The following is a 26,241-nucleotide window of genomic DNA, read 5'->3' on the forward strand; positions in this document are numbered from 1 at the left end:
TCATAATAACCGCCTTTTTATCTACTTGAATTCTACAACCGTATTTCCAAGTCCGCCTTCGTTCATCCCACCATCTCGAGAAGATTTAACATGTCGATGTTTTTTTAAGTACTCTTTAACTCCTTTTCGGAGAGCCATTGTACCTTTACCATGGATAATCGATACTTGATGATAGCCAGCTAGTAACGCATCATCCAAGTACTTTTCTAACTTGATTAATGCTTCCTCATACCTTTGTCCTCTTAAATCAAGCTCAGGTTTTACATGATGATTATTACCTTTAACGGTCGCTAACGGTTTTGTCTCTACAAGTTTTGGACGATCCACATATTGAATATCGTCAATATGTACCTTCATTTTCATAATACCAAGTTGTACTTGGTACTCTTTATCACTAACTTTTTCAACGATATGACCTTTTTGTCCAAAACTAATAACCTTAACTTCATCCCCTGGCTTAAGTTCCTGTTGTTTAGCTGCCTTCTTTATCTTTTGTTGCTTCTTTTTATTCTGTAAGTTCGGTGCCGCTTCTTCCAAACGCTTTTTCGCTTCAATAAGTTGATGTTCTTTTATGACATTAGCATCTTTTTGTAAAGTTCGAAGCTCTTTTATAACTTCATCTGCTTCTTGTCGTGCTTTACTGACAGCTTCCTCGGCTTTTTTCTCCGCTTCAGCGAATACTTTATCCTTCTCATCTTCTAGCTGTTCTAATTTTTCAATGAGGTCATTTCTTAATTTCTCTGCTTCTTCTCTTAGCTTTATCGTTTCTACCCATTCAGCTTCGGAAGACTTCTTGCTTTCCTCTAGTGATGCGATCATATTTTCAATTTGGCTGTTTTCCGTATTAATTTGTGCCTTTGCCAAATCAATAATTTCTTCTGATAAACCGAGCCTTCTAGAAATAGCAAACGCATTACTTCTACCTGGTACGCCAATTAATAAGCGATATGTTGGTCTAAGCGTCTCTACATCAAACTCAACGCTTGCATTCATCGCACCTTCTCGATTATAAGCATAGCCTTTTAATTCACTGTAATGCGTTGTGGCAACAACTCTTGCCCCACAACGATATACATGATCTAAAATAGCAATCGCTAAAGCTGCCCCTTCTGTTGGGTCGGTTCCAGCTCCTAGTTCATCAAATAAAACAAGACTTTCATGATCTACCTGTTTTAAAATATCAACAATATTGACCATATGAGAAGAGAACGTACTTAAACTTTGTTCGATCGATTGCTCATCACCTATATCAGCAAATACAGATTGAAACACAGCAGTCTCCGATCCCTCCTCGGCTGGGATGTGTAAGCCCGATTGTGCCATGAGTGTCAGTAAGCCAATCGTCTTTAAGGTAACTGTCTTTCCCCCAGTATTTGGACCCGTAATAATTAGCGAAGAAAACGTTTTTCCTAATTCCACATCAATAGGTACGACCTCATCACCAGGAATCAGTGGATGTCTCGCTTGGAACAACTGAACTTGTCCATCCGTATTTAATTTCGGTTGAACAGCATTAAGGCGTTTACTATAGTGAGCTTTTGCAAAAATAAAATCAACGTCACCTAAAATATCAACATACACAAGCAGATCGTCAGTATGCTCACCGACATGTGCAGATAATTCTGCTAAAATCCGTTCTACTTCTTTCGTTTCTTTTGCCTTCGCCTCTCTAAGCTGATTGTTCATCGTAACAACTGCTTGTGGTTCAATAAATAATGTGGCGCCAGAGGCAGATTGGTCATGAATAATTCCACCGAATGATCCACGGTATTCTTGCTTCACTGGTACAACAAAGCGATCATTACGAATTGTAATAAGAGCATCTGAAAGCATTTTTTGAGTAGAAGAAGAGCGGATAATATTTTCTAACTTGGAGCGGATCCCCGATTCAAAGCTACGAATTTGATGACGGATCGTTCGTAATGCTGGACTAGCTGAATCTAATACTTCACCGTAGTCATCAATACATTGTTTAATGGCACGTTCAAGGTCTGTTAATGGAACAATATTTTCGGCCAGCTTTTGTAATAACGGAATTTCTACCCCATCTTCAGTTAAATCTTCAATAAAATGTTTAAATCTTCGTCCACCATAGATCGTACTGCTAATTTCAATTAACTCTGACGGAGAAAGAGCTCCTCCAATACCAGCTCTTTTTACACTAGCTCTAATATCAAAAATGCCCCCTAAAGGTGCTTGTCCTTTTAATCTTAATACTTTTGTTCCCTCAAACGTTTCGTTTTGTCTTTGTGATATTTCCTCTATTGAAGTTGAAGGGATAAGCTGTTCTACTTTTGATCTACCTAATGAGGAAGAAACGTGCTCTACAAGCTGCTTCTTCATTTTTTTATATTCTAAGACTCTAATTACTCTTTCTTGCACGAGCGATTGCTCCTTTCTAGTCGACCATACGTTTTAATGATGACGATTAATAAATCGTTCAAACTCTTCTAGTGTATACGTATTTATCACTGTTCCCTTTTTTATCATTCCTTTTCTTGCAACACCTACGCCTATTTCCATAAAATCAAAATGGTCGGAATGATGAGCGTCTGTATTAATTGATAATTTTACCCCAGCATCCTGCGCTTTCTTTAACCACTCTGCAGACAAATCAAGGCGATGCGGATTTGCATTTAATTCAAGTGCTGTATCCGTTTCTTTTGCTAACTCAATTAGCATTTCAATATCTACATCATAGCCTGCTCTTCGTCCAATTAAGCGTCCAGTTGGATGAGCGATTAAGTCTACATGATTGTTACGTAATGCAGTTGTTAATCGTTTCATAATTGTTTCGCGATCTTGTGAAAAAGACGAATGGATCGATCCAATAACAAAATCAACTTGCTCTAATAATTCATCAGAGTAATCGAGGGTGCTATTAGGTAATATGTCCATTTCTATCCCTGTAAAAATCTTAAAGTCGTCGTATTCTTCATTTACCTTTTTAATTTCCTTCATTTGTTCGATTAAACGTTCTTCCGTTAATCCGTTGGCTACTTTTAAATACTGTGAATGATCAGTGATTGCAATATACGAGTAACCTTTTGCACGAGCCGCTTCAGCCATTTCTTTAATTGAATAAGCGCCGTCACTCCACGTGGTATGCATATGCAAATCTGCTTTTATATCATTGATATCAATTAGCTCTAATTTTTCTCTCGAAGTCTCAACCTCACCTTGATCTTCTCGTGCTTCTGGAGGAATAAAGCACAGGTTAAAATGTTTGAAAAACTGTTCTTCTGTTTCAAACGTCTTTACTTCCCCAGTTTCTACATTCTCAACTCCATATTCACTGATTTTCTCTCCACGTTCTTTCGCTAACTGTCTCATTTTCACATTATGGTCTTTTGAACCTGTGAAGTGGTGAAGTGTTGTTGCGAATTCATGAGGTTTTACGAGGCGAAAATCAACTCCTACAGGATAATCATACCCTAATTCCACCGAGACTTTTGTGCTGCCTGCTGCAACAACATTAACAATGCGAGGAAGACTCAATAATTGTTCTTTTACTTTTTCTGGCTCATTCGTACTAATGATAAAATCAAGGTCTTTCACTGTTTCTCTCAACCTTCGTAAGCTACCAGCCCTTGAAAACCGTTCAATATGATCGAAATTACGTAACTGTGCTTCAATTTCTGCAGCAATTGGAAGAACATACGCAATCGGAAAACGCTCTGGGCGTTTTTCTACTTCTTCTATTGCAGCTAAAATCTTTTCTTCTGTTTTTTTACCGAAGCCAGCAAGCACTTGAACTTTCTTAGCTTCACAAGCAGCTCTTAAGCTCTCAAGGTCTGTTACATTTAACTCTTGATAGAGCTTTCCAATTTTCTTACCCCCTAGACCAGGTAACTTTAATAACGGAATTAATCCCGAAGGCAATTCTTCTTGAAGTTCTTTTAATAATGTCGATGTCCCGGTTTCTTTTAACTCAAGAATGACTTCACTTGTACCTTTTCCGATCCCTTTTAATTTAGATGGATCTTCAATTTCTGCTAAAGTTCGCTCATCACTTTCTAATGCTTGAGCTGCTTTTCGATATGCCGAGACCTTAAACGAGTTTTCACCTTTGATTTCCATATATATTGCAATAAGTTCGAGTACTTTAATAACTTCTTTCTTATTCATATTCCTCGTCCTTTCTATTGGTCGTTCTACAATATTCTATCCAGTGCTCTGTTCCACATAGTTGGATACTTCCACACTACTTTTTAGGGATTTTTGATATAGTTGAATTTGGAATTTAACAACGCATTAAAAAAGTATATAAATAGTGACAATATAACAATCCTGACATCATTATTATCTACCTTTATGATCATACAAATAATACTCTGTAAAAATCAAATAAAAAACTGAGCATTTGTATCACGCCCAGTTTTACAACTTATTATTAATCCAAATTTCTTTAATCCAACTTGATAAAAATGGAGTATAGTCTAATATCAGATGTGCAAGTGATGATTTTTGTAATTGGTCTTGAACAAACTCAATCGGTAGAAGTGCTGCAACATGAAGCAAGATAAATAAAATTAAGTAAGCTTCTAGGAAGCACAGAGCTCCACCTAACCAACCATTGATCGTACGTAAAATTGGTAAATGAGCTACAAAGTCTAACATTGAACCTATAATGTGTAATGCAATCTTTGTTCCAAAGAATAAAATCGCGAAAGCAATTCCAGAATAATATACACTTTCGAAGTTAAAAGCTTCTATAAACATTGAAAATGCACTGTCACTTGAAAACTGTGGGTATGGTATCCATAAGCGTATATACGAAGCTAGTTCTCCATAATAAAGATAAGCAACAATTAATGCTACGAAAAAACTAACGAGGTGGATTAATTGAAGGATGAAACCTCTTCTCAGCCCAATAAAAAAACTACTAATCAATATAAAAAATATTAGTAAACTAAACATCTTCTTTGTCCTCTTCCTTTAATTTCGCTTCTAGTTGTTCTAACTTTTTATTCATTTTAACATAATCATCAGCCACATTAAGTGCTGTTAAAACTGCTAGTCTAGTAGTGTCTAACAGTGGATTACGTTTTCTAATCTCTTTCATTTTTTGGTCTACATATTGAGCTACTTCTTTTACATGTGCAGCTCCCTCTTCACTAACAATCGTATATTGCTGGCCGTATATTGATACAGTCGTTCGAGTTCGTTCAGTTTCTCTCTCTGACACCCAAAAGCCTCCTATCACGATCTTCTTTGGCTTCGTGCATATTCCATTCTAAACAATTTAAAAAATCCTAATTTCTATCATAACACGAAGCGTCGGTGTTGAAAATATAAAGCCAAGCCTATTCATCATTTCTAACGATTTTTTCTAATTATTTCAATAAAATGTATTCAATTTTAAGAAAAAAATGGGAACAGAGCTTTTATTCAGTAGAGTAATAATGTGAGATGGGGACTATTTATCCTTTAAATGGGGTGCAAAAAATTGATGCAAACTTTTAATTTATGGTTCGAGATATTATGGTCCAAGCGCGGCTTCTTTTGATCGTAACTTTTGTTTTATGATCCAAACTCGGCTACATATGATCCGAGTTTTTGTTTTATGATCCTAATTTCAGGTTTTATGATCCTAAGCGCTTTTATCATCATAATTGTTTAACAACTAGAAAAAAGCAGATGGAATTATGATATAATTCCATCTGCTTCTTATTTGAGCTTATGCTCGTAGCTCTGCTCCGATTTCGGTTTTTAAATGATCTAAAACTTTTTGATGTACTTGACTTACTTCTTCGTCCGTTAGCGTTCTCTCTGGGTCGAAATATGTTAAAGAAAATGCTAATGATTTTTTACCAGCTTCAAGATGCTCTCCTTGATATAAATCAAACAGTTGAACATTCTTTAATAACTGTCCACCTGCAGTCACAATCACCTGTTGTACTTTTCCTGCTTGAACGGTTTCATCAACAACAAGTGCGATATCACGTGAGATCGATGGGAACCTAGGGATCGGTTCATAAACTACATCCTCTTGCTCATAAGTTAACAATTGCTCTAAATCCATTTGGAACACATAGGTTTCATTTAGATCAAGATCTTTTTGTAATGTAGGGTGAATTTGGCCAATAAATCCAACTTCAGTTCCGTCTAACATGATGGAAGCTGTACGTCCTGGGTGGAGTCCTGGCTTTTTCGCTTGTTCGAAAGTAACGGCATGACTTAAGCCAAGCTCGGAAATTAACGCTTCGACAACACCTTTAGCTACAAAAAAGTCAACAACTTTCTTTTCTCCTTGCCATAAATGACTAAGAGTAACACCAGTAAACGCTCCAGCCACCATTTCTTTTTCAACAGGTTGCTTTGTTACTACCTCTTCTTCTGATAAAAAGATAGAACCTACTTCGTAAATTGATACATTGTTTACTTTTCGATTTAAGTTATAACTAATTACATCTAGTAAATGCGGGATAAGACTTGTTCTTAACGTACTTCTGTCTTCACTCATTGGCATTGAGAGTTTGACAGGTGTTAAATGTTCATTTTCTTTACTTAGTCCCGTCGCTTTATTAGGTGTCGTTAACGAATATGTGATCGCTTGATATAGTCCTGCAGCTTCTAAAGACTGTCGAACTTTTCTGCGACTAGCTTGGTAGTGCGTTAATCCTCCTGGTGTTGTTAAACCAATTGGTAATGTTGTTGGGATATGATCATAACCAAACAATCTTGCAACTTCCTCAACCAAATCTTCAGTGATCGAAATATCATTTCTTCTTGTAGGAGCAGTTACGACAAACTCTTCTCCATTTTGGACATATGAGAATTGCAGGCGATCAAAGATTTTTGCTATATCCTCTGTCGTTAAGGCTGTTCCAAGAAGACGATTAACTTCTTCAGTTGAAATCGTTACTTCTCGCTCCTGTACATCTAATGTATCTGCTTCAACAATACCTCCAACAACTTCGCCACCAGCTAATTCAGCAATTAACTGCGCTGCTCGCTCAGCTGCCTCACGAACTCGTTTAGGATCAACGCCTTTTTCATAGCGCATGCTTGATTCACTGCGAAGGCCTAAATCTCTCGAAGCTTTACGAACCGTTTGGCTGTTAAAATATGCTGCCTCTAAAAGAATTGTCGTTGTATCATCTTGCACTTCCGATGACGCTCCACCCATAACACCTGCTACTGCAGTTGCTTCTGTACCATTTGTAATGACTAGGTGGTCAGCCGTTAGCTTACGCGTTTCATCATCAAGAGTTACAATTTCTTCTCCATCATGAGCACGGCGTACAACAACTTCTTTTGATCCAAAGCGATCATAATCAAACGCATGAAGCGGTTGGCCATATTCAATAAGGACGTAGTTTGTTACATCGACAACATTACTGATTGGACGAATACCTGCTGCAGTTAAGCGGTTTTGTAACCATAAAGGTGAAGGTCCAATCTTTACATTTTTAATGATCTTCGCACCGTAATAAGGATTGTCTTCTGATGCTTCCACTTGAACTGACACATAATCCGAAGCTTTTTCGTTACTAGGTGTTTCAGCAATTGTTGGGTGCTTTACTTCACGGCCTAACAATGCAGCCATCTCATAGGCAACACCTAACATACTTAAACAATCTGAACGGTTCGGTGTTAAATCTAATTCTAAAACTTCATCTGTTAAATTAAGAGCTTCAAGTGCATCTTGTCCAGGCTCAACTTCTTGAGGGAAATTATAGATACCTTCAGCAAACTCTTTAGGAATTAACTTTCCTTCAATCCCTAACTCTTGAAGTGAACAAATCATTCCTTGTGATAACTCACCACGTAACTTTGCTTTTTTAATTTTGAAGTTACCTGGTAACACTGCCCCAACTGTGGCAACTGCTACTTTTTGATCTGCTCCAACATTCGCTGCACCACAAACAATTTGGAGGTTTTCCTCTGCACCTACGTCTACTTTACAAACTCGTAATTTATCTGCGTTCGGGTGCTGTGTACATTCCACCACATGACCGACAACAACTCCGCTCATTCCTTTTTTCAGTGAATGAATAATGTCTACTTCAATTCCGCCTTTTGTCAACTTGTCAGCAATTTCTTTTGGCGTTAAATCTGCTACATCAATATATTCTTGAAGCCATTTATAAGAAACTAACATATTCTCTCCTCCTTACACCTGTTTAAATTGTTCTAAGAAACGTAAATCGTTCGTGTAGAAATGACGGATATCATCAATTCCGTACTTCAACATCGCAAGGCGTTCAACACCCATCCCGAAAGCAAATCCACTATATTTCTTCGGATCAAAGCCACCCATCTCAAGTACACTTGGGTGAACCATTCCAGCTCCTAATACTTCAATCCAACCTGTTTGCTTACAAACGCGGCAACCTTTGCCACCACAAATTCCACAAGAAACATCAACTTCAACAGATGGTTCTGTAAATGGGAAGAAGCTTGGACGAAGGCGAATTGTACGATCTTCTCCAAAATATTGCTTTGCAAATGTATCAAGGACACCTTTTAAATCGCTCATACGAACATTCTCATCGATGTAAAGACCTTCAATTTGCATAAACTGATGTGAGTGCGTCGCATCATCGTCATCACGTCTGAATACTTTTCCTGGACAAATAATTTTAACTGGACCTTGTCCTTTGTATTTTTCCATCGTACGTGCTTGTACAGGAGAGGTATGCGTACGTAATAAAAGTTCATTTGTAATATAAAAAGAATCTTGCATATCACGCGCTGGATGGTCCTTTGGTAAATTTAATGCCTCAAAGTTATAGTAGTCTGTCTCTACTTCAGGACCCTCAGCAACTTCAAATCCCATTCCGATAAAAACATCCTCAACATTCTCGACAACTGCCGTTAATGGATGACGAGCTCCTTTGGCAACAGGACGACCTGGAAGTGTAACATCGATACTCTCCTCTGCTAACTTACGCTCTACTTCTTGAGCCTCTAGATGAGATACTTTTTCTTCAAGCTTTTCAGTAATCGCAGCACGAACATCATTAGCCATTTGCCCAATAAGTGGTCGCTCTTCTGCTGATAACTGTCCCATCCCTCGCAATACTTCAGTAATCGGACCTTTCTTTCCTAGATAAGCGACACGAATGTCTTGTAGAGCTTTTAAATTGTCGGCTTGCGCTACTTTTTCAAGCGCTTCATTTTTTAGACCTTCTAAACGATCTTTCATGTATGTTTCCTCCTTGTAAGAAAAGTGTAAACGCGAATTTAGCGACGTATGAACTGGAGCCCTCCATATGAGATAAATGATAAACGGTGATCAAATGTGAGCGATTTTGACCTATCATAAGAAGGAGAACGAATTCACTAGACGCTGGGCGCTAGAGCTAGACAATACTCTAGCTAAATTTTTATTTATTTCAAAAATAAATAGAGCCATCGCCCCAAATTAAGGGACGATGGCTCGTGGTACCACCCTTATTAGTAATAGAATCCTCTATTACTCACTTCATTAGATAACGGCTTAAACCGAAAACACTTTAATAAGACTTAATAAAATAAAAATCTTATGTTCCAGTGCTAGCTCAAGAGTGAATTCACCTGTATCATCCATAGAAATGCTTTCAGTCTAAGACATTTCCTCCCTAGATGGCGATTGACAGCCTACTACTCTCCTTCATCGCTTTTAACAATATGGCAATATGTAATATTAAACTTATTAAAGTATAGAAAAAAATGACACACAGTGCAAGTCCAATTATTCTTCCTTTCGCAATCCATATAGTAGGACCGCAGTGGCTATTGCCACATTCAATGATTCTGCCTGCCCATAAATGGGGACATATAAATTGGCATCCGTTTCTTTTAATAGCTCTTTTGAAACACCTTCTCCTTCATTTCCAACGATTAAACCAAAGGAAGATGGTGCATCTATTTGTTTATAGTCTTGACCATTTTCAAGAGCTGTTCCGTATACAGAAATTTCTGCACGCTTCATCTCCTCGATCCACTCTAGTAAATTCCCTTTTACGATAGGGAGATGAAACAAAGACCCTTGCGTAGATCGAATGACTTTTCCATTATAAAGGTCAACTGATCCCTCACCTAATACTACTCCATCAACCCCAGCTGCATCAGCGGTACGTATTATTGTACCTAAATTCCCAGGGTCTTGAACGGCATCGATCAATAAATATCTTCCTTTACTAGGAACAAGTTGATGATCAAGTTGCTGACAAATCGCAATAACTCCTTGAGGCGATTTCATTTCACTTAATTCCATCATGACACGATCCGTAACATATGTAATTGAAACTTGCCAATCAGACCAGCTTTTTGGCACATCATATTCTTCAGAGATTATTAATTCTATTGGATTTATGCCAGATTTACGAGCTTCTTCTATTAGATGCGTTCCTTCAATTAGAAATTGATTGTCCGTATCTCGTCCTTTTTTCGTATGTAACTTTTTCCAATGTTTTATTTTTGGATTTTTAGCTGACTCAATTCGATTCATTACAAACTCCTCATCTTTATCAAAGTGCATACTAATTATTTCAAAAAGGAGGACAAAAGTTCGAGGCCGTGTAGCTTCGAGGAGCACAGTTTGCTCGGACTTTTTGAACTTCCTCTCTTTTTTATAATTATACCCTCCAAATTATACATAATCCCTAAAAAATTTCACAAACTAGGAAAGATTTAATATCTACTTAACGAAGGAGTGCTTAGCGATGAGCTTTAATTTAAGAGGGGCTATTTTGGCGAATGTTCAAGGAAGCAGTGAAGATCAGGTAGAAGCAACTATTACAGATGCAATGGCTAGCGGTGAGGAAAAAATGTTACCTGGCTTAGGTGTTTTATTTGAAGTTTATTGGAGAAATGCAAGTGAAGATCAAAAACAGCAAATGGTTACTCAAATTACAACTGGTTTACAAAGATAATGGTTAAATTTTAAGTGTCTGGCTCCTATGTTTATTAAGGTGCCAGACACTTTTTTGGTTAATAAGTATTAATCGAATGTAATTTGTTTAACTGTATCCGTATCTAATTTCTTAATAACTTCTACGATAAGTTTTACTGCATTTTCGAAGTCATCACGGTGTAGGATTGCTGCGTGTGTGTGAATATAACGAGTTGCAATTGTAATAGAAAGGGACGGAACCCCATTAGCTGTTAAATGAATTGCACCAGAGTCTGTTCCACCACCAGCAACATAATCAAATTGATAAGGAATGTTGTTTTCTTCAGCTGTTGAAGTAACAAAATCTCTTAAACCTTTGTGAGAAACCATTGATGCATCGTACATAATGATTTGTGGACCTTCACCCATTTTAGCTAGTGCATCCTTTTCGCTTACTCCTGGTGTGTCACCTGCGATACCTACATCAACACCAAAGCCGATATCTGGTTGAATTAAATGTGCTGACGTTCTAGCCCCACGTAAACCAACTTCTTCTTGTACTGTTCCTACACCATATACAGTATTTGGATGATCTACATCTTTTAGTTGTTTAAGTACTTCAATCGCAATTGCACAACCAATACGGTTATCCCATGCTTTTGCCATTAAGTATTTTTCGTTTTTCATTACTGTAAAATCACAAACTGGGACTACCGCATCTCCAGGACGAACTCCAAACTCCATTGCTTCTTCTTTACTTGAAGCACCGATATCAATAAACATATCTTTTTTATCAACAGGCTTTTTACGTACTTCAGGAGAAAGAATATGTGGTGGCTTTGAACCGATAACACCAGGTACATAGCCGTTTTTCGTCATGATCGTTACACGCTGTGCGAGCATAACTTGCTCCCACCAGCCGCCAACAGTTTGAAAACGTAGATACCCTTTATCATCAATGCTTGTTACCATAAAACCGATTTCATCTAAATGTCCAGCGACCATAATTTTCGGTCCTTCTTGAGAACCAGTTTTCTTTGCAATTAAGCTTCCTAAATTATCAGTGTAGACTTCAGTTGCATATGGTTCAATAAAGCGCTTCATGACTTCACGAGGCTCTTTTTCATTACCAGGTATCCCGTTAGCATCTGTTAATTCTTTTAGCATTTGTAACGTTGGATCTAAATTTGCCATATGTAAATGCCCTCCCTTTTATGTATTCCATTCTAGTATAAACGAAAAGTGTTTCGATACTCAAACAATCTCTTCTACAAAGGCTCTCTAATACCCTTCGTCTTGCCGCTTATGATTTACTTCATTCTTCTCATAATAAGCTTGCTCAATTTCTTCATTTGAAAACCCTAAATTTTCCCCAAGGATTAAATAATAATCAAATAACTCTGTATAGCTTTCACTTGTCTGTTGTTCATGCAGCTTCGTAATTAAATCGTATACACGCTGAAAAGTTTGGACTAATGAATTATCCTTTTCATATTGCCTTGTAAGAAGTTGAACATTTTCAAAATCGAGTACAATTCCTAATGAAAGGATAAAATGAAGCCCATCTACATATTCTTCTAATATGATGTGACGGTCTGCAGGTGGTTTATGACTCCAATATTTAAAACATCTTGTTTCGTTGGCTAATTCTCCAAGCTCAACCTCTAATGCTAGGATTTGTTCAGGTAATAAATTGCGGCCTTCAAGCTGATGTTCTTTAATAATTCGTTCATTTAACTGCCTCTGCATGTCAAACAGTTTTTTTACATTCACAGTAGATTTCTCTCCTTTTAAATACTTTCATTCTTTATCTTAGTAGTATAAGATAAAATAAAAGGTTGTTTCGTTAAGCTTTGTTAATATTGGCCTTTTTTTAAGAAAATCATTGAAAAAAGAGCCAAAAGATATAAAAAAATTAATTACTAATATTATAGCAAATGTGCAACCTTTTATCGTTTGAATCGTATATAAGATTAAGAATGTTGACCAAGAATAGGAGGGGTATAATGGTCTTACTATTTCGCTTATTAATTATTATTGCTTTTATTGTCATTATATATAGTGCGATTAAATACATTACAAATCCGAAACGGAAATTTGAACTTGCTCATGAGAAAAAGCAATTTCACTTTCATGATGAAAAGCAAAATGTTCGCAAAAATTTCCTAGTAACATATAAAGGTGTTCTGTTTGAGGGAGAAAAATATTTAGGAACGACAGATAAAGCATTTGAAGTGATTTCAGTACAAGTATGGGTAAAAAATCCAGAGCTATTACAAGGTCTAGACCACGAGGATTTTGGGGTTATTGAAAAAGAAATACTTATTCATTATCCAAATGCTGGTATTGAATGGAAAAGTCCAATAAAAGAATTTATAAAGAAAAAGGAGAATAGTTCACAGTGAACTATTCTCCTTTTATGATTTGGCTGTAAAAAAATCATTCCACTTGTACGTAACTTCTTTTTTACCAAGGATTGTAAATACCACAAATAATACGCCAATTAATGTCAAACTAATCGCTAGAGGCATTTCATGGATCATATGACCAAAAGCCGTGAAAACAAACGCTGGTGGGATACAAGCATAAAATGAATATCTCGTATATTCCTTTACGCTTTTAGACATTTCTAGTAAATATAATGAAATTAAATGAAAATGAATAAAGGGCATTAAACGAATAATCATCATTTGCATTAAACTCATTTTATGGTATGAGCCAAAATATTTCTTTTTTAGATAGAAAAGCTTAGTCGTTACTTTCGGAAACCTTTTCGCAATTAAATAGAATGCTAAACTCGTAAACGTTAAACCAACCAACGAATAGATTGTTCCATAAAACACACCAAATAAGTAACCACCTAGTAGGCAAACCAAAATAACAGGAATAAAAAATACTTGCCTAAGAACATGAAGCAATATAAAAAATAGAGGGGCTAACCATCCACTTTCCTCAATGACAAACTGAATGGAATCCAATGAATGTTCCACTACGTACCCCCTTTCACTGGCATTCGCCTTATTCTATTCTATGAAAACATATATCTAGATACGATTCAAATTTAATAATATTTATTTAATAAAAATAATATCGTAGCTTGAATAATTAAAATAAAGGGTAAACCAAATTTAAACTTTGGTTTTCTCGTCTTATGACGAAATTGCTTCATCCCAAGAAATACTCCGATTGAGCCTCCTAAAATAGCAAACACCAAAAGGGTCCGCTCTGCTATCCTCTGCTTTCCATGAATAGCCCAACGTTTGTCCAAATTCATTAGCAACAAGCCAATAATATTTATACCAATAAAATATGAAGCAATATAGAGCATGGTTCTCACCTTCAGCAAAAAATGTATGTGAATAAATAAAAAAGGGCCTAGTAAAAATACCAGTACCCTTTTATTGTTTATTTATCCGTTAAACTAAGTAGATCTATCACTAAGTGAGTTCTACTTATGCGTTTAAGCTTGCTTTTGCTTTTGCAGCTAATTCTGCAAATGCTTTTTCATCGTTTACCGCTAAGTCAGCTAGCATCTTACGGTTAACGTTGATATCAGCAACTTTTAAACCGTGCATTAAACGGCTGTAAGATAATCCGTTCATACGAGCAGCCGCGTTAATACGAGTGATCCATAATTTACGGAAGTCACGCTTCTTTTGACGACGGTCACGGTAAGCGTATAAGAATGATTTCATTACTTGTACTTGTGCTGATTTAAATAAACGGTGTTTGGAACCGTGATAACCTTTTGCTAACTTTAATACCTTTTTACGACGACGACGAGCTACATATCCGCCTTTTACTCTTGGCATTGTAGTTCCCTCCTTGTTTCTTTAGCTTTTGCGATTATTTTTTGTATGTTAACATTTCTCTAATACGTTTGAAGTCACCAGAATGAACCATTCCTGCTTTACGAAGCTTACGCTTTTGTTTTTGTGACTTGTTACCGAATAAGTGGCTTGTAAATGCGTGCGAACGCTTTAACTTACCAGAACCAGTTTTCTTAAAACGCTTAGCAGCGCCTCTATGAGTTTTCATTTTAGGCATTTGTTTATTCCTCCCTTAATCGTTCTTCGTTGACGTACTATTACTTATCACTTTTAGGAGCAAGTACTAGGAACATGCTTCGGCCTTCCATTTTAGGCTTTGCCTCAACAATCGCAATGTCCTCACACTCTGTCGCTAATCGCTCTAGCACTTTACGGCCAATTTCAGAGTGAGTAATTGCACGACCACGGAAACGGATAGCAGCTTTAACTTTGTCACCTTTTTCAAGGAACTTTCTCGCATTACGAAGTTTTGTATTAAAGTCATGATCTTCAATCGTCGGACTGAGACGTACTTCTTTAATATTAATCACTTTCTGATTTTTACGAGCTTCTTTGTCTTTCTTTTGCTGCTCATACTTAAACTTACCAAAATCCATGATACGGCACACTGGTGGTTTTGCATTAGCAGCAACCATAACTAAATCAAGATTTGCCTTTTGTGCCATTTCTAAAGCTTCTTGTTTCGACTTAACTCCAATTTGATCGCCATTTGGACCGATGAGACGTACTTCACGGGCGCGAATGGCCTCATTGATCAACATGTCCTTACTAATAATGAGCCACCTCCAAGTGAGTTTAAAACACGGACAAAGCATTCATGCGCTAGTTCTCAAAAGACTTCATTTTAAAAGGTATGTCTATGTTGGTATACCGATTTCGATTGAAGTCTTGCTGATATTCAGCGTTCAATTTCAATAAAAAAAGCGTGAACGCATACTACGCCCACACTGATCCTTTAAAAACTAATCATAACCTGTTAACAGCTCTTGCGTCAATCAGGTGAGAAGCGGGCGCTCCTGCTTGTAAATGTCCTTAATTAAATTACTTTCCTAATTTATCACAGCTTATTCACTATGTCAAACATATATTATAAAAAAGGCGAAAACATTTGTTTTAGTCTTTGGGCTGCTTGTTGTAATATGAATGAATTTTGGATCGAATAACAAAGAATATGAAAAGCCTTTCAATTTACGATATAAATTCAATAAACTGTTCGGCTGGTAACGGTTTGCTATAGTAATATCCTTGCATTACATCGCATTTTTCACCCTTAAGAAAGTTAAGTGCTTCTTCCGTTTCAACCCCTTCAGCGACAACTTCTAGCTTTAAGTTCTTAGCTAAATTAATGATGGTCGTAACAATCGCGCGATCCTCACCGTTACTCATTAAATCCCTTATGAAAGACTGATCGATCTTTAATGTAGTAATTGGAAAGGTCTTTAAATACCCTAATGATGAGTAGCCTGTGCCAAAGTCGTCTATTGATATCCCTACATTATGATTTCTTAACTCTTGAAGAGTTCGTGTCGTATCTGCTGTGTTCTCCATCAGGCTGCTCTCATTAATTTCAAGCTCAATTTCACTTCCATTGATATTAGCGCTTTTTAAAATTTTTACTACGTTTTCAGAAAAATCCCGACGTTTAAAATGACTAGTCGCAATATTTACTGACATCTTTAAGTTAAGAACTCCTAAGGATCTCCATTCATTCACATATGCACAAGCCTTTTTAAGAACCCAATCGCCAATCGGAATAATTAATCCGGTTTCTTCAGCCACTGGGATAAACTCTGCTGGTGATATTAACCCTTTAGTTGGGTGAATCCAACGAATAAGCGCTTCCACCCCAATTATTCGACCCGATTCTAAGCTTAACTGTGGTTGAAAATATAGAACAAACTCATCTCGTTCTAAAGCTTTACGAATATCACTTTCAATTTCAATTTTCTTGATTAGATCTTCGTTCATTTGCGGCGAAAAAATTTTACACGAATTTCTACCTTCATCCTTTGCTCTCAATAACGCCAAATCGGCTTGTTTGAGTAACTCCTCTTCAGCCTCAAGTTGATCTGTTGGTGAAAATAAACCAACACCTGCACTTAAAGTTAAATAAAAATCCACATCTTTATATGGAAATGGTTTCTCAAGTGTTGTATAGAGGTGTGAAATCACCTTATCTACATCTGCCAACTGATATCCTTTGATCATTAAAACAAATTCATCTCCACCTAAGTGATACAAGTCTACCTCTTCTACAAGATCAGCTAGAGGAAGATTTGAAATTCGATTACCAACCTCGGCGATGACTGCATCGCCAACTAAGTGACCAGCGGTATCATTTATGTGCTTAAATCGATCGAGATCTATCAATATTACACCTAACCTATTATATTTTCCCCTCTTCGTTTGCTCTATTTCATCCTTTAGATTTTCTATTAATTTCATCCGATTAGGGAGATCCGTTATATGATTATGATAAGCCATGTGCGCTATTTTTAATTCTGATTTCTTTAGTTCTGTTAATTCGCTAACAGAGCCAACAATGGAAGTTACGACCCCATCTTTAAGAATGGGAGATAACGTTACATGGTAGTATTCTTTATTATCCATGAATTCAAAAGAAATATTTTCCCCTGTATAATAAGCTTTCCTGAATTGTTCTTCTAACGTCTTTGTACTTTCAATAGAAAAAACTTCAGCAATGGACTTATTAATAATATCTTTACTATTTAAGCCTAAGACTTTGACTAACTGCCCGTCAAATAACGTAAACACAAATTGATCGTTTATTTTTTTGACTTTGAACACTAGATTATGAAGGTTTCTTACAACATGTGTAAAATCATTCTTCATTCTTTCACGCAAGCGCTGTTCGTACTTTTTCCCCTTCGTAATATCCGTTCTTGCTGTGATGAACTTATAAGGCTTCCCAGTGCTATCTAAGAATGGATAAATTACTGTTTTAACCCAATAGAAGGTTCCATCTTTCCTGCGGTTCTTAATCTCACCTTCCCATACTAAGCCTTTCATAATCGTCTCCCATAAATCTTTATAAAAGGCTTTGCCATGGTAGCCAGACTTTAAAACACGATGATTTTTCCCTATGAGCTCTGCTCTAGAATACTGTGAAATTTTACAGAATGTATCGTTAACATCAACGATGATCCCATCGCCATCTGTAACAGCTAAAATGGAAGAGTCGTTTAATACTGTTATATAATCTTGTAACTGTTTAAAACTTTTTTTCCCTTCATCGTTAAGTTTAATATTTTTATTTACTTCGTCAAAAATTGTGAGTAAACCTTGTCCATCTATTCTATTTTTATTACTCACAGATACTCCCCCTCAAAAAATCTGTCTATTATTAGTTAATTGATCTATCGGGAAAAACTATATAAAGCAAAATTATTAAAATAATAGTCCTATAGTTCTATTTTTAAATAAATTACTACTATTTTAATTTATTTTCGCGTATATTAACAGGTAATTTTTAGTAATAGTTCCTATTTGTTAAAAAAATATTAATAAATATTACTACTATAGTACTATCTATACACCCATTAAGCTTAAGTAAAAGTAAATAAAAAAAGGCCGACTTATAATGGTATCAAGTCAGCCTTTCTTCTATATGTTATTTACCGCGTTTTTCAACGATTTCTTTAAGCTGTTGAACAAAATCAACGAGTGAAACTGAAATTGACTTTTGTTCTCCGTATTTTCTTACATTTACTGCTTCGTTTTCAATTTCCTGATCCCCTAGAACGAGCATATACGGGATTTTTTGTATTTGCGCTTCACGGATTTTATATCCGATCTTTTCATCACGTTCGTCAATTTCCACGCGAATCCCCTCTGCTTGTAAAGCTTCAGTTACTCGTTTCGCATAATCTAAATGAACGTCAGGTGATACTGGGATAACTTGAACTTGGACTGGTGCAAGCCAAGTAGGGAAAGCCCCTTTATATTCTTCAATTAAAAACGCTACAAAACGCTCCATTGTCGAAACGACTCCACGGTGGATAACGACTGGTCGGTGGGGTTTACCATCTTCACCAACATACGTTAAATCAAAGCGTTCTGGTAATAAGAAGTCAAGTTGAACAGTTGATAAAGTTTCATCTTTTCCTAATGCTGTTCTTACTTGTACATCTAATTTCGGACCGTAGAATGCCGCTTCACCTTCAGCCTCGAAATATTCTACATCTAATTCATCCATTGCTTCTTTTAACATACCTTGAGCTTTATTCCACATTTGATCGTCATCAAAATATTTTTCTTTATCTTCAGGGTCTCTGTATGATAAGCGGAATGAATAATTGCTCAAGCCAAAATCTTTATATACTTCTTGAATCAGACGAACCACTCGAATAAATTCATCTTTAATTTGATCTGGACGACAGAAGATATGAGCATCATTTAATGTCATTCCACGAACTCGTTGTAAACCTGTTACTGCACCACTCATCTCGTAACGGTGCATCGTCCCTAGTTCTGCGATGCGGATAGGAAGTTTGCGATAACTGTGAATGTCGTGCTTGTATACCATCATATGGTGTGGACAATTCATTGGTCGAAGAACAAGTTCCTCGTTGTCCATTTCCATTACAGGGAACATGCTATCACGGTAATGATCCCAATGTCCTGAAGTTTTATACAACTCCGAACTTCCAAGCACTGGCGTATACACATGATCATAACCTAAGCGGACTTCTTTATCGACGATATATCTTTCGATGAGGCGACGAATTGTCGCTCCTTTTGGAAGCCATAATGGTAAGCCTTGTCCTACTTTTTGTGAATTTGTAAATAAACTAAGCTCTTTCCCTAGTTTACGATGATCGCGTTCTTTCGCTTCTTCTAACAAGCGTAAATGCTCATCTAAATCGGCTTTTTTAAAGAAAGCTGTACCGTAAATACGTTGAAGCATTTTATTTTTACTATCCCCACGCCAATAAGCTCCAGCGATACTTAACAACTTAAATTCTTTAATTTTCCCTGTTGAAGGAACGTGCACACCACGACAAAGATCAAAGAATTCGCCTTGCTCATATATCGTAACTTTTTCATCGGCAGGAATAGCTTCAATTAGTTCTAATTTCAGTTGATCGTCAATATCTTTATATCGTCCCACTGCCTCATCTCGGCTTACTTCTACACGATTAATGTCTAGGTTCTCATTGACAATTTTCTTCATTTCTTTTTCTATTTTCGGTAAATCTTCGGCTGTAATTGGTGTTTCACTATCAATATCATAATAGAAGCCATTTTCAATGACAGGTCCTACACCAAGTTTTACGTCTCCAAATAGTCGCTTAACCGCTTGCGCTAAAAGATGGGCTGTACTATGGCGCATAACTTCTAAAGCATCAACCGAATCTTGAGTAACAATTTCTATTTTTCCATCTGTATGAAGAGGTGTACGTAAATCAACTAATTCACCATTAAATTTACCAGCAATCGATTTTTTCTTTAGTCCTGGGCTAATGGATGCTGCAATATCTTCTGTAGATGTTCCCGCAGGAAACTCCTTTACAGCACCATCTGGAAATGTAATTTGCAATACATCAGACATCTTACTCACTCCTATTTTTCTTTTTTACACAAATAAAAAAACACCCATCCCAAAAAGGGACGAGTGTTAGTCTCGTGGTTCCACCCTTGTTTCCATAACTGCAATGCTTTTTACCAAACAATGTGGTAGGAAAGCTTCATTTCAATACTATCGATTAGACAGTTGAGAATCTATAGTATGAATATGCAATAAAAACACAATTATAGCTCAATTCATCAGAATAACGGTCTGGAGCCGTCAGCAGATACTATAATTTCCCTGCTAATGTTCAAAGGCGGTAAGTCGACATTCCGTGTTAGGTAGTTCGCAGCAGTGCTACCCTCTCTGGGAACCGTAAACGAAGACTCATGTCCTTATCATTACATCACACATCATTAAATTTGATATGTAAGTAATTATATGAAGTGGATGAAAGAAAATCAAGTTTTCGTTTGAAATATTATAAAATTTTTATGTTACTCGTTGAAAGACACCTAAAGGATAAATGATCACTCTTTCTTGGAAAATCGTTTGTAAAGTATAAATAATTCCTTGGTCAACATCGTCAGTATAAATGTGAAGAATTTCAGGATTGATACTTACAAGCGGTGAAACAACCATTTCCTCTATGTCTAATTCGCCTTCAAATACTAAAGCACTCTCAAGAAAAAATTCCTTTTCTTCTCTACTAATCTCTTTAAATGAACTATTATAAAAAGAAAACTGTCCATCATGAACTAGATGAAGTTCTTTCATATTCTTAGCTGCTGTTTTAATAAAATAACGAAGGCTTTCTACAATATTTTGATACTCTTGCTCTAGTAAATATTCATCAATAGCAATCTCAATACAATCAATTAATATTTCTCCATAATCTTTTAAACGAAATGTCAAAAAAGGCTCATAATAAAATACGGTGTGTTCGTCAATTCCTTTGGCGAACGCTTCATACAGGAAATTTTCTCGCTCTGAAAAACAATGGATCGTTGGAATATCATCACGATCTCCATTAATAATCTCACAGGCAAGGCTTAATATTTGCTCTTGTTCCTCTGGATCTTTAAAGTGAAACATTTCTTCAATAATCTCTAATAACCAATCCTCTTCTTTCGTTTCTATTACATGTTGAGAAAGAACCGAAGCTAACAAAGGATGAAATGAATCATAGAAATCAATTGTTTTATCCTCATAATGGATGAATATCGTCGCTGCTTCTTCACCCTCCTCTATGTCTAACATTACTTCCAAACCTAATTGAGTATATTTAGACATATACCGGGTAAGTTTATTATAGACCTGCTGGCAATCTTGCTGAGATTCAAATTGAATGGCAATCAATGGTAAATCCCCCTTAACCGATAAATTAAACAATATATTGTACCGTTTCCCGGTTGTAAGCCTTCGTGCATGACAAATCATTCTAATTCATTCCTATGACAAGCTATAAAAAAAAGAACTAAAAAATACGCTTATTCGTATAAAAACTAAATAAGCGTTTGTCATCCTATTCTGTTCGACTGTGTTAAAAGATTATATTTTATTCCATCCTCTACAACATCTATAAGTTATCGTAGCTATCAACAATCATTTGTGCTAGTGATTTATAAAATTCTTTTGTATCATCATCAAAAATATTTTCTTCATGTTCAGTTAAATCAATTAAGCAATGTTCACATTCAACTGTTGCGTATGTTCGATGGCCATTCAAATTCAACACAAGCCACCCCCTATATGTTTTTTATTATTATAGTGAAATTTTCATCAAGTATACTAAGTACTTCTCCCCACATCGGAGCTCAATATCAACTTATATCAACAATACCTTATAACAAAGTTTAAAAAAAACGCCTATGCTTTAACATCTATTATGATGTTAAAGCATAGGCGCTATTATTTACGATTAGTTTTGCATCACAAAATCTTTAGCTGCTGTTTCGTCATTGTCAAATACACGTAGAATTTTATATTTAGTATTTCTTTGAGCTGGGATTTTTCCTGCTTCACGGATTAATTGTAAGATTTGGTTCGTGTTTACTTTATGTGTTGTACCAGCTGCAGATACGACATTTTCTTCCATCATTGTACTACCAAAGTCATTACAGCCATACGATAATGACTGTTTTCCTACCTCTGGTCCCATTGTTACCCACGAAGATTGGAAATTCGCAATGTTATCTAAGAAAATCCGAGAAATTGCAACATTTTTAAGGTATCCACGTGGTGAAATTTTTTCACCTTTTAAGTTTGTATTGTCTGGTTGGAATGTCCAAGAAATAAAGGCTAAGAAGCAATCTGCTTCATCTTGCGCATCACGAATTCGCTGAAGGTGTAATGCACGTTCTTCAATCGTTTCACCTAAACCGATGACCATTGTAGCTGTACCATGCATTCCAACTTTTTTCACAGCCTTCATACAATCGATCCACTCTTCCCAACTGTCTTTAATTCTACTCACACGTCTGCGAGTCTTTTCAGTTAAGATTTCCGCGCCACCACCTGGAACTGAATCTAATCCAGCTTCTTTTAATTGGGTAAGTACTTCTTCTAGTGAAAGACCCGAAACTTCAGCCATTTTGTAAATTTCTGCTGGTGAAAAAGAGTGCATTGTAATGTCAAAACGCTCTTTAATCTTTTTCAATAAATCTGTATAATACGTAAATGGCAAATCTGGATTCGTTCCACCTTGCATGAGAATTTCCGTACCACCAACATCAACAGTTTCTTGTATTTTCTTTAGTACTTCTTCGTCATCTAGCACATACCCTTCTGCATGTCCTGGAGGACGGTAGAATGCACAAAAACGACAGTACGTGTCACAGTAATTTGTATAATTTACGTTTCTACCGATAACAAAAGTTGTAATTGGTTCTGGATGCCACTTTTTCATAATAGCATTTGCAGCTTCACCCATTTTTTCTACTTCATCACTTTTATAGAGCTCTATGCAGTCTTCAATTGAAATACGTTCCCCGTTCACTGCGCGCTCGAGAATGTGGTCAATGCTCATTTGTTTTATAACCCCCAACTTTATCAACTAGTATTATACTATCATAGATTGTTGAAAAATGCCTATTCCAAAAAGCACTAATTCTGTTCTCTTCGATTAGAACCATCAACAAAAATGGGTGTTGTAAAGTGGCGAATTCTCTCCATGATCCGTTTTGCTTTTAACTGTTCAAACCCGCCACGTTCCGAATACGCTAAGTGTTCTTCTAGTTCATCATAATCAAAATTAGACGTAAATAGCGTTGGTAGCTTTTCAAGCATTCGATATTGTAGAATAACTCCTAATACATCATCACGTATCCAACTCGACAGGCTTTCTGCTCCAATATCATCTAAGATCAGCACTTGCGCATTTTTTACTCGGTCCAGTTTTACATTTAATGTACCATCTCCAATTGATTGCTTCATCTCTCTAAAGAAATCAGGAGTATAGACAAGCATCGACTCAATTCCACGATCGGCTAAGGCGTTCGCAACTGCACCCATAATATATGTTTTACCAACACCAAACTTCCCATATAAATATAGTCCCATTGAACGTTTACCAGGGTCCGCTTGCATAGCAAATTCTAAGGCTGCTGCACTAGCTGCTAGACGTAGTTCTTCTTGTTGGTCAAGATGTTCAAACCTTGCTTCTAATATATCCTTAGGAATATAAAGACTTTTAATAAGGGATTGTTGTTTTCTATGACGATCTTCCCTATGTTTAATTTCACAAATTTCAAAGCGGATATCGACATAGCTCCTTTCAACAACTAGTTGCGGTCGATAACCCTTCATAAGGTTAGAACAATTCTCAAGACCTCGACAGTGATTACATGTATTTATCTCTTTTCTATATTGGTCCAATTTTGGTAAGCTTTTTTCAAGCATATCAAGGGAAACATGAGGATTGGATTGCATAAATTCACTAATAATTGAATCAGTAAGGATTTCATGTTTTAACTTTTCATATTGCTTTAAGAATTTTTCCCCGCTCATCATTTTTTGTAGGGAGGCTTGAATGGATTCCATCTAATCTTCCTCCTTTTTCACTTTACTTTGCTTTAGTTGCTCCATCATCTGCGTAAATCTTTCTTTTTCTAGCGCTAATTTAGGGTCCTGGCTCTGCTTTTCTGTTGATGGTGCTTCTGAAGCCTTTGCTTCCTGTTCTTTTAACAACCATTTTGGCAACTTCTCTGTTCTGACAAACGACTTTTTCGATTGGCCTTTCGAAGGTTTAGGACTTTCCTTTTTACCTTGTTGATAAATCGTATTTTTTTGATATTCGAGTCTTGCTAATTCCATTGCCTCTTTGACTGTTTTTATATTTTTTCTAGACCAATGCCCAGCTATTTTATCGACTAACGCCTTTGTTAACTTCATATCATTTCGTATTAAGACAGAGTCAATAAGTACATTGACAACCCCAGGCATTAACTGAAAATCAAGTAGTAAACTTTCAATAATCTTTACATCAGCTAAAGGAACTTTAGCACCATCTGACCGGCTTTCAAGCAAGTCTAACGGTGATGTCGTTTCATACAATGAAATCATCTTCTCTTCCTCTGTTTGCGGAACTTTCCCGCTCATTTCACGGTGTTCTATTGGGTGTGTCTTTAAACCGAGTGTTGGTGGTTCATTTCCGTATTCAATCTTATACCATTCTTGAGCCCGTTTTCTTAACTCATCCACATTTAACTCATCATCATGTAAAAGAGCTTGTTGAATTAAACGGCTCATTTCTAAAGGTTCAATTCGGTAAACAAAAGCTAACCTCACAATGACTTCACGAGCTTCCATTGTAAGTAATCTTTTAACATTTATAAATGTCGATAAGTCCGATTCTAACAATTGGAAATCAAATGACTGGTTAGCAAACATCACATCATTTACTTGTCCTCTTTGAATGATTTCTTTATTAGCGTCAATTTCTAAAGCCTCAATTAACTCGGTTTGGTGATGCGTTGCAATTTCAGAATGTGATAGAGAAGTAAACACCTCATCAAATGCATACGTTATTTCTTCAAATCCTTCTTGATCTAATTTATCAATTAAAAAACGCTCTCTAATTTGGCGGTATTTTGTCTTCCCTAATCGATTATATAGATAAACACTTAATACGTCATTTGTAAAAAATGCCTGTGGTGACATCGGTGTCTGAAGCTCATATAAATAGCTGGAGGTTTCCTCGTCTTTCTTTTTGAAGGTCTTTAACAAGCCAATCGCTTCCAACTTTTTCCTCTCTTGAAAAAGTTGAGATAACGGTAAATCCATACTGATCATCAATTGTCGATGAGTCGCCTCGCTACTCCAGTACACGTCGTCTTCTAGTTCACTCCACAACGTCATATATAAGCTATAAGCTACCGCACCGATTAAAGGTTGATATAATAAAATTAATACTCTTTGATCTTGAACCGTTAGTTGATCTTTTGCTCTAATCATATAACGGTCAACTGGCAAAAGTTCTTTCCAATGCCACTCCATCTATATCACCTTTCCTTACTCTCATCTGTTACTATTATAAAAGTGAAAAAGAGCTCTCAGCATATTGCTTAAAGCTCATTTATTTCTTAGAAGTATTTCGATCAATCAGATCTTTTAATTCATCAATAAATACATTAATGTCTTTGAATTGACGGTAAACCGATGCAAAACGAACATAGGCAACATCATCAACACTAGCCAATATTTCCATAACCAATTCACCGACCACTCGACTCTCAACCTCATTCATTCCTTTGCTCCGAAGCTCACGTTCAACCTTCGTCACAATCTCATTCAGTTGCTCTAGAGAAACTGGTCGTTTTTCACATGCTCTAATAAGCCCTCTTAATATCTTTTCACGGCTAAACTCTTGTCGTGTCCCGTCTTTTTTCACGATAATAATCGGATGCTCTTCGACTGTCTCAAATGTTGTAAAACGATAATTACAAGCTTCACACTCTCTTCGTCTACGAATAGACTTTCCTTCATGGCTAGGCCTTGAATCGAGAACTTTAGTTCCATTATATTCACATGCTGGACAACGCATTTTGTATCAACTC

The 26,241-nt window shown here is 36.4% G+C and carries 24 protein-coding genes and 2 other annotated features; of the genes, 2 read left to right on the forward strand and 22 right to left on the reverse strand.

The annotated features are described in order from the left end of the window. Window positions 1–21 precede the first annotated feature (21 nt). The 7 genes from GKP30_RS07845 to GKP30_RS07875 form a co-directional block, all read right to left on the reverse strand. Window positions 22–2,382: an endonuclease MutS2 gene (locus GKP30_RS07845; RefSeq protein WP_216828876.1), complete on the reverse strand. Its 2,361-nt coding sequence runs from the start codon at window positions 2,380–2,382 to the stop codon at window positions 22–24. Between the two features lie 33 nt (window positions 2,383–2,415). Further along, window positions 2,416–4,128 (reverse strand): DNA polymerase/3'-5' exonuclease PolX, encoded by a 1,713-nt coding sequence (polX, locus tag GKP30_RS07850; RefSeq protein ID WP_216828877.1) that lies wholly within the window; start codon window positions 4,126–4,128, stop codon window positions 2,416–2,418. A gap of 252 nt (window positions 4,129–4,380) precedes the next feature. Further along, the gene (locus GKP30_RS07855; RefSeq protein ID WP_216828878.1) at window positions 4,381–4,920 is read right to left on the reverse strand and encodes a CvpA family protein; all 540 of its coding nucleotides are present in this window, start codon (window positions 4,918–4,920) and stop codon (window positions 4,381–4,383) included. Then, window positions 4,913–5,188, reverse strand: a complete 276-nt coding sequence (zapA, locus tag GKP30_RS07860) for a cell division protein ZapA (RefSeq protein WP_216828879.1) — start codon at window positions 5,186–5,188, stop codon at window positions 4,913–4,915. The genes GKP30_RS07855 and zapA overlap by 8 nt, the downstream gene beginning before the upstream one ends. Window positions 5,189–5,680: 492 nt before the next feature. Beyond that, a complete protein-coding gene (pheT, locus tag GKP30_RS07865) occupies window positions 5,681–8,107 on the reverse strand; it encodes a phenylalanine--tRNA ligase subunit beta (RefSeq protein WP_216828880.1) in 2,427 nt (808 codons plus the stop codon). A 12-nt stretch (window positions 8,108–8,119) separates the two neighbouring features. Beyond that, window positions 8,120–9,154: a phenylalanine--tRNA ligase subunit alpha gene (gene pheS, locus GKP30_RS07870; RefSeq protein WP_216828881.1), complete on the reverse strand. Its 1,035-nt coding sequence runs from the start codon at window positions 9,152–9,154 to the stop codon at window positions 8,120–8,122. Window positions 9,155–9,373: 219 nt separating this feature from the next. Beyond that, window positions 9,374–9,614, reverse strand: a binding site (T-box leader). A 68-nt stretch (window positions 9,615–9,682) separates the two neighbouring features. Continuing rightward, entirely contained in the window at window positions 9,683–10,441 is a 759-nt protein-coding gene (locus GKP30_RS07875) for a TrmH family RNA methyltransferase (protein WP_216828882.1), read from the reverse strand. Window positions 10,442–10,655: 214 nt separating this feature from the next. Here GKP30_RS07875 and sspI point away from each other — a divergent pair, with 214 nt between their 5' ends. After that, window positions 10,656–10,865, forward strand: coding sequence for a small acid-soluble spore protein SspI (sspI, locus tag GKP30_RS07880; RefSeq protein ID WP_216828883.1), 210 nt, complete (start codon window positions 10,656–10,658; stop codon window positions 10,863–10,865). A gap of 68 nt (window positions 10,866–10,933) precedes the next feature. Here sspI and GKP30_RS07885 read toward each other — a convergent pair whose 3' ends face one another. Then, on the reverse strand, window positions 10,934–12,019 hold the full coding sequence (locus GKP30_RS07885; protein WP_216828884.1) for a M42 family metallopeptidase: 1,086 nt from the start codon (window positions 12,017–12,019) through the stop codon (window positions 10,934–10,936). Window positions 12,020–12,106: 87 nt separating this feature from the next. Further along, window positions 12,107–12,598, reverse strand: a complete 492-nt coding sequence (locus GKP30_RS07890) for a dUTP diphosphatase (protein WP_216828885.1) — start codon at window positions 12,596–12,598, stop codon at window positions 12,107–12,109. A 233-nt stretch (window positions 12,599–12,831) separates the two neighbouring features. On the opposite strand from GKP30_RS07890, the gene GKP30_RS07895 reads away from it, so the two are divergent. Further along, window positions 12,832–13,230, forward strand: coding sequence for a sigma-w pathway protein ysdB (locus tag GKP30_RS07895; RefSeq protein ID WP_216828886.1), 399 nt, complete (start codon window positions 12,832–12,834; stop codon window positions 13,228–13,230). A 12-nt stretch (window positions 13,231–13,242) separates the two neighbouring features. Here the strand turns inward: GKP30_RS07895 and GKP30_RS07900 are convergent, their stop codons facing one another. The 13 genes from GKP30_RS07900 to nrdR form a co-directional block, all read right to left on the reverse strand. Further along, window positions 13,243–13,815 (reverse strand): TVP38/TMEM64 family protein, encoded by a 573-nt coding sequence (locus GKP30_RS07900; RefSeq protein WP_216828887.1) that lies wholly within the window; start codon window positions 13,813–13,815, stop codon window positions 13,243–13,245. Window positions 13,816–13,886: 71 nt separating this feature from the next. Beyond that, entirely contained in the window at window positions 13,887–14,153 is a 267-nt protein-coding gene (locus tag GKP30_RS07905; protein ID WP_216828888.1) for a DUF1294 domain-containing protein, read from the reverse strand. Window positions 14,154–14,277: 124 nt separating this feature from the next. Further along, window positions 14,278–14,637 carry a 50S ribosomal protein L20 gene (rplT, locus tag GKP30_RS07910; protein WP_216828889.1) on the reverse strand — a complete coding sequence of 120 codons (360 nt, stop codon included), beginning with the start codon at window positions 14,635–14,637 and terminating at the stop codon, window positions 14,278–14,280. 34 nt (window positions 14,638–14,671) lie between these two features. Continuing rightward, window positions 14,672–14,872 (reverse strand): 50S ribosomal protein L35, encoded by a 201-nt coding sequence (gene rpmI, locus GKP30_RS07915; protein ID WP_034627113.1) that lies wholly within the window; start codon window positions 14,870–14,872, stop codon window positions 14,672–14,674. A gap of 40 nt (window positions 14,873–14,912) precedes the next feature. Beyond that, window positions 14,913–15,416, reverse strand: a complete 504-nt coding sequence (infC, locus tag GKP30_RS07920) for a translation initiation factor IF-3 (protein ID WP_236034958.1) — start codon at window positions 15,414–15,416, stop codon at window positions 14,913–14,915. Between the two features lie 150 nt (window positions 15,417–15,566). Beyond that, window positions 15,567–15,683, reverse strand: a sequence feature (ribosomal protein L20 leader region). A 160-nt stretch (window positions 15,684–15,843) separates the two neighbouring features. After that, window positions 15,844–17,988, reverse strand: a complete 2,145-nt coding sequence (locus GKP30_RS07925) for a sensor domain-containing protein (protein WP_216828890.1) — start codon at window positions 17,986–17,988, stop codon at window positions 15,844–15,846. Between the two features lie 298 nt (window positions 17,989–18,286). After that, the gene (thrS, locus tag GKP30_RS07930; RefSeq protein WP_216828891.1) at window positions 18,287–20,227 is read right to left on the reverse strand and encodes a threonine--tRNA ligase; all 1,941 of its coding nucleotides are present in this window, start codon (window positions 20,225–20,227) and stop codon (window positions 18,287–18,289) included. A gap of 450 nt (window positions 20,228–20,677) precedes the next feature. Beyond that, window positions 20,678–21,544: a putative sporulation protein YtxC gene (gene ytxC / locus GKP30_RS07935; RefSeq protein ID WP_216828892.1), complete on the reverse strand. Its 867-nt coding sequence runs from the start codon at window positions 21,542–21,544 to the stop codon at window positions 20,678–20,680. 220 nt (window positions 21,545–21,764) lie between these two features. After that, complete coding sequence (locus GKP30_RS07940) at window positions 21,765–21,923, reverse strand: hypothetical protein (protein WP_216828893.1); 159 nt, start codon at window positions 21,921–21,923, stop codon at window positions 21,765–21,767. A gap of 183 nt (window positions 21,924–22,106) precedes the next feature. After that, window positions 22,107–23,213, reverse strand: coding sequence for a cyclic dehypoxanthinyl futalosine synthase (mqnC, locus tag GKP30_RS07945; RefSeq protein WP_216828894.1), 1,107 nt, complete (start codon window positions 23,211–23,213; stop codon window positions 22,107–22,109). A 77-nt stretch (window positions 23,214–23,290) separates the two neighbouring features. Further along, a complete protein-coding gene (gene dnaI / locus GKP30_RS07950) occupies window positions 23,291–24,226 on the reverse strand; it encodes a primosomal protein DnaI (RefSeq protein ID WP_216828895.1) in 936 nt (311 codons plus the stop codon). Then, entirely contained in the window at window positions 24,227–25,681 is a 1,455-nt protein-coding gene (locus GKP30_RS07955) for a replication initiation and membrane attachment family protein (protein ID WP_216828896.1), read from the reverse strand. It lies immediately after the preceding gene. A 79-nt stretch (window positions 25,682–25,760) separates the two neighbouring features. Then, a complete protein-coding gene (nrdR, locus tag GKP30_RS07960) occupies window positions 25,761–26,228 on the reverse strand; it encodes a transcriptional regulator NrdR (RefSeq protein ID WP_216828897.1) in 468 nt (155 codons plus the stop codon). Window positions 26,229–26,241: the final 13 nt, after the last annotated feature.

It is taken from the genome of Alkalihalobacterium elongatum (assembly GCF_019024285.1).
Classification (GTDB): Bacteria; Bacillota; Bacilli; order Bacillales; family Bacillaceae_F; genus Alkalihalobacterium; species Alkalihalobacterium elongatum.

What these genes read in the sequence shown, in the direction of transcription:
- polX (WP_216828877.1), bottom strand. Translation starts at nt 4,128, where the DNA reads ATGAATAAGAAAGAAGTTATTAAAGTACTCGAACTTATTGCAATATAT.
- infC (WP_236034958.1), bottom strand. Translation starts at nt 15,416, where the DNA reads ATGTTGATCAATGAGGCCATTCGCGCCCGTGAAGTACGTCTCATCGGT.
- pheS (WP_216828881.1), bottom strand. Translation starts at nt 9,154, where the DNA reads ATGAAAGATCGTTTAGAAGGTCTAAAAAATGAAGCGCTTGAAAAAGTA.
- sspI (WP_216828883.1), top strand. Translation starts at nt 10,656, where the DNA reads ATGAGCTTTAATTTAAGAGGGGCTATTTTGGCGAATGTTCAAGGAAGC.
- rplT (WP_216828889.1), bottom strand. Translation starts at nt 14,637, where the DNA reads ATGCCAAGAGTAAAAGGCGGATATGTAGCTCGTCGTCGTCGTAAAAAG.
- dnaI (WP_216828895.1), bottom strand. Translation starts at nt 24,226, where the DNA reads ATGGAATCCATTCAAGCCTCCCTACAAAAAATGATGAGCGGGGAAAAA.
- GKP30_RS07875 (WP_216828882.1), bottom strand. Translation starts at nt 10,441, where the DNA reads ATGAATCGAATTGAGTCAGCTAAAAATCCAAAAATAAAACATTGGAAA.
- GKP30_RS07855 (WP_216828878.1), bottom strand. Translation starts at nt 4,920, where the DNA reads ATGTTTAGTTTACTAATATTTTTTATATTGATTAGTAGTTTTTTTATT.
- GKP30_RS07885 (WP_216828884.1), bottom strand. Translation starts at nt 12,019, where the DNA reads ATGGCAAATTTAGATCCAACGTTACAAATGCTAAAAGAATTAACAGAT.
- thrS (WP_216828891.1), bottom strand. Translation starts at nt 20,227, where the DNA reads ATGTCTGATGTATTGCAAATTACATTTCCAGATGGTGCTGTAAAGGAG.
- nrdR (WP_216828897.1), bottom strand. Translation starts at nt 26,228, where the DNA reads ATGCGTTGTCCAGCATGTGAATATAATGGAACTAAAGTTCTCGATTCA.
- GKP30_RS07955 (WP_216828896.1), bottom strand. Translation starts at nt 25,681, where the DNA reads ATGGAGTGGCATTGGAAAGAACTTTTGCCAGTTGACCGTTATATGATT.
- rpmI (WP_034627113.1), bottom strand. Translation starts at nt 14,872, where the DNA reads ATGCCTAAAATGAAAACTCATAGAGGCGCTGCTAAGCGTTTTAAGAAA.
- pheT (WP_216828880.1), bottom strand. Translation starts at nt 8,107, where the DNA reads ATGTTAGTTTCTTATAAATGGCTTCAAGAATATATTGATGTAGCAGAT.
- GKP30_RS07895 (WP_216828886.1), top strand. Translation starts at nt 12,832, where the DNA reads ATGGTCTTACTATTTCGCTTATTAATTATTATTGCTTTTATTGTCATT.
- GKP30_RS07905 (WP_216828888.1), bottom strand. Translation starts at nt 14,153, where the DNA reads ATGCTCTATATTGCTTCATATTTTATTGGTATAAATATTATTGGCTTG.
- mqnC (WP_216828894.1), bottom strand. Translation starts at nt 23,213, where the DNA reads ATGAGCATTGACCACATTCTCGAGCGCGCAGTGAACGGGGAACGTATT.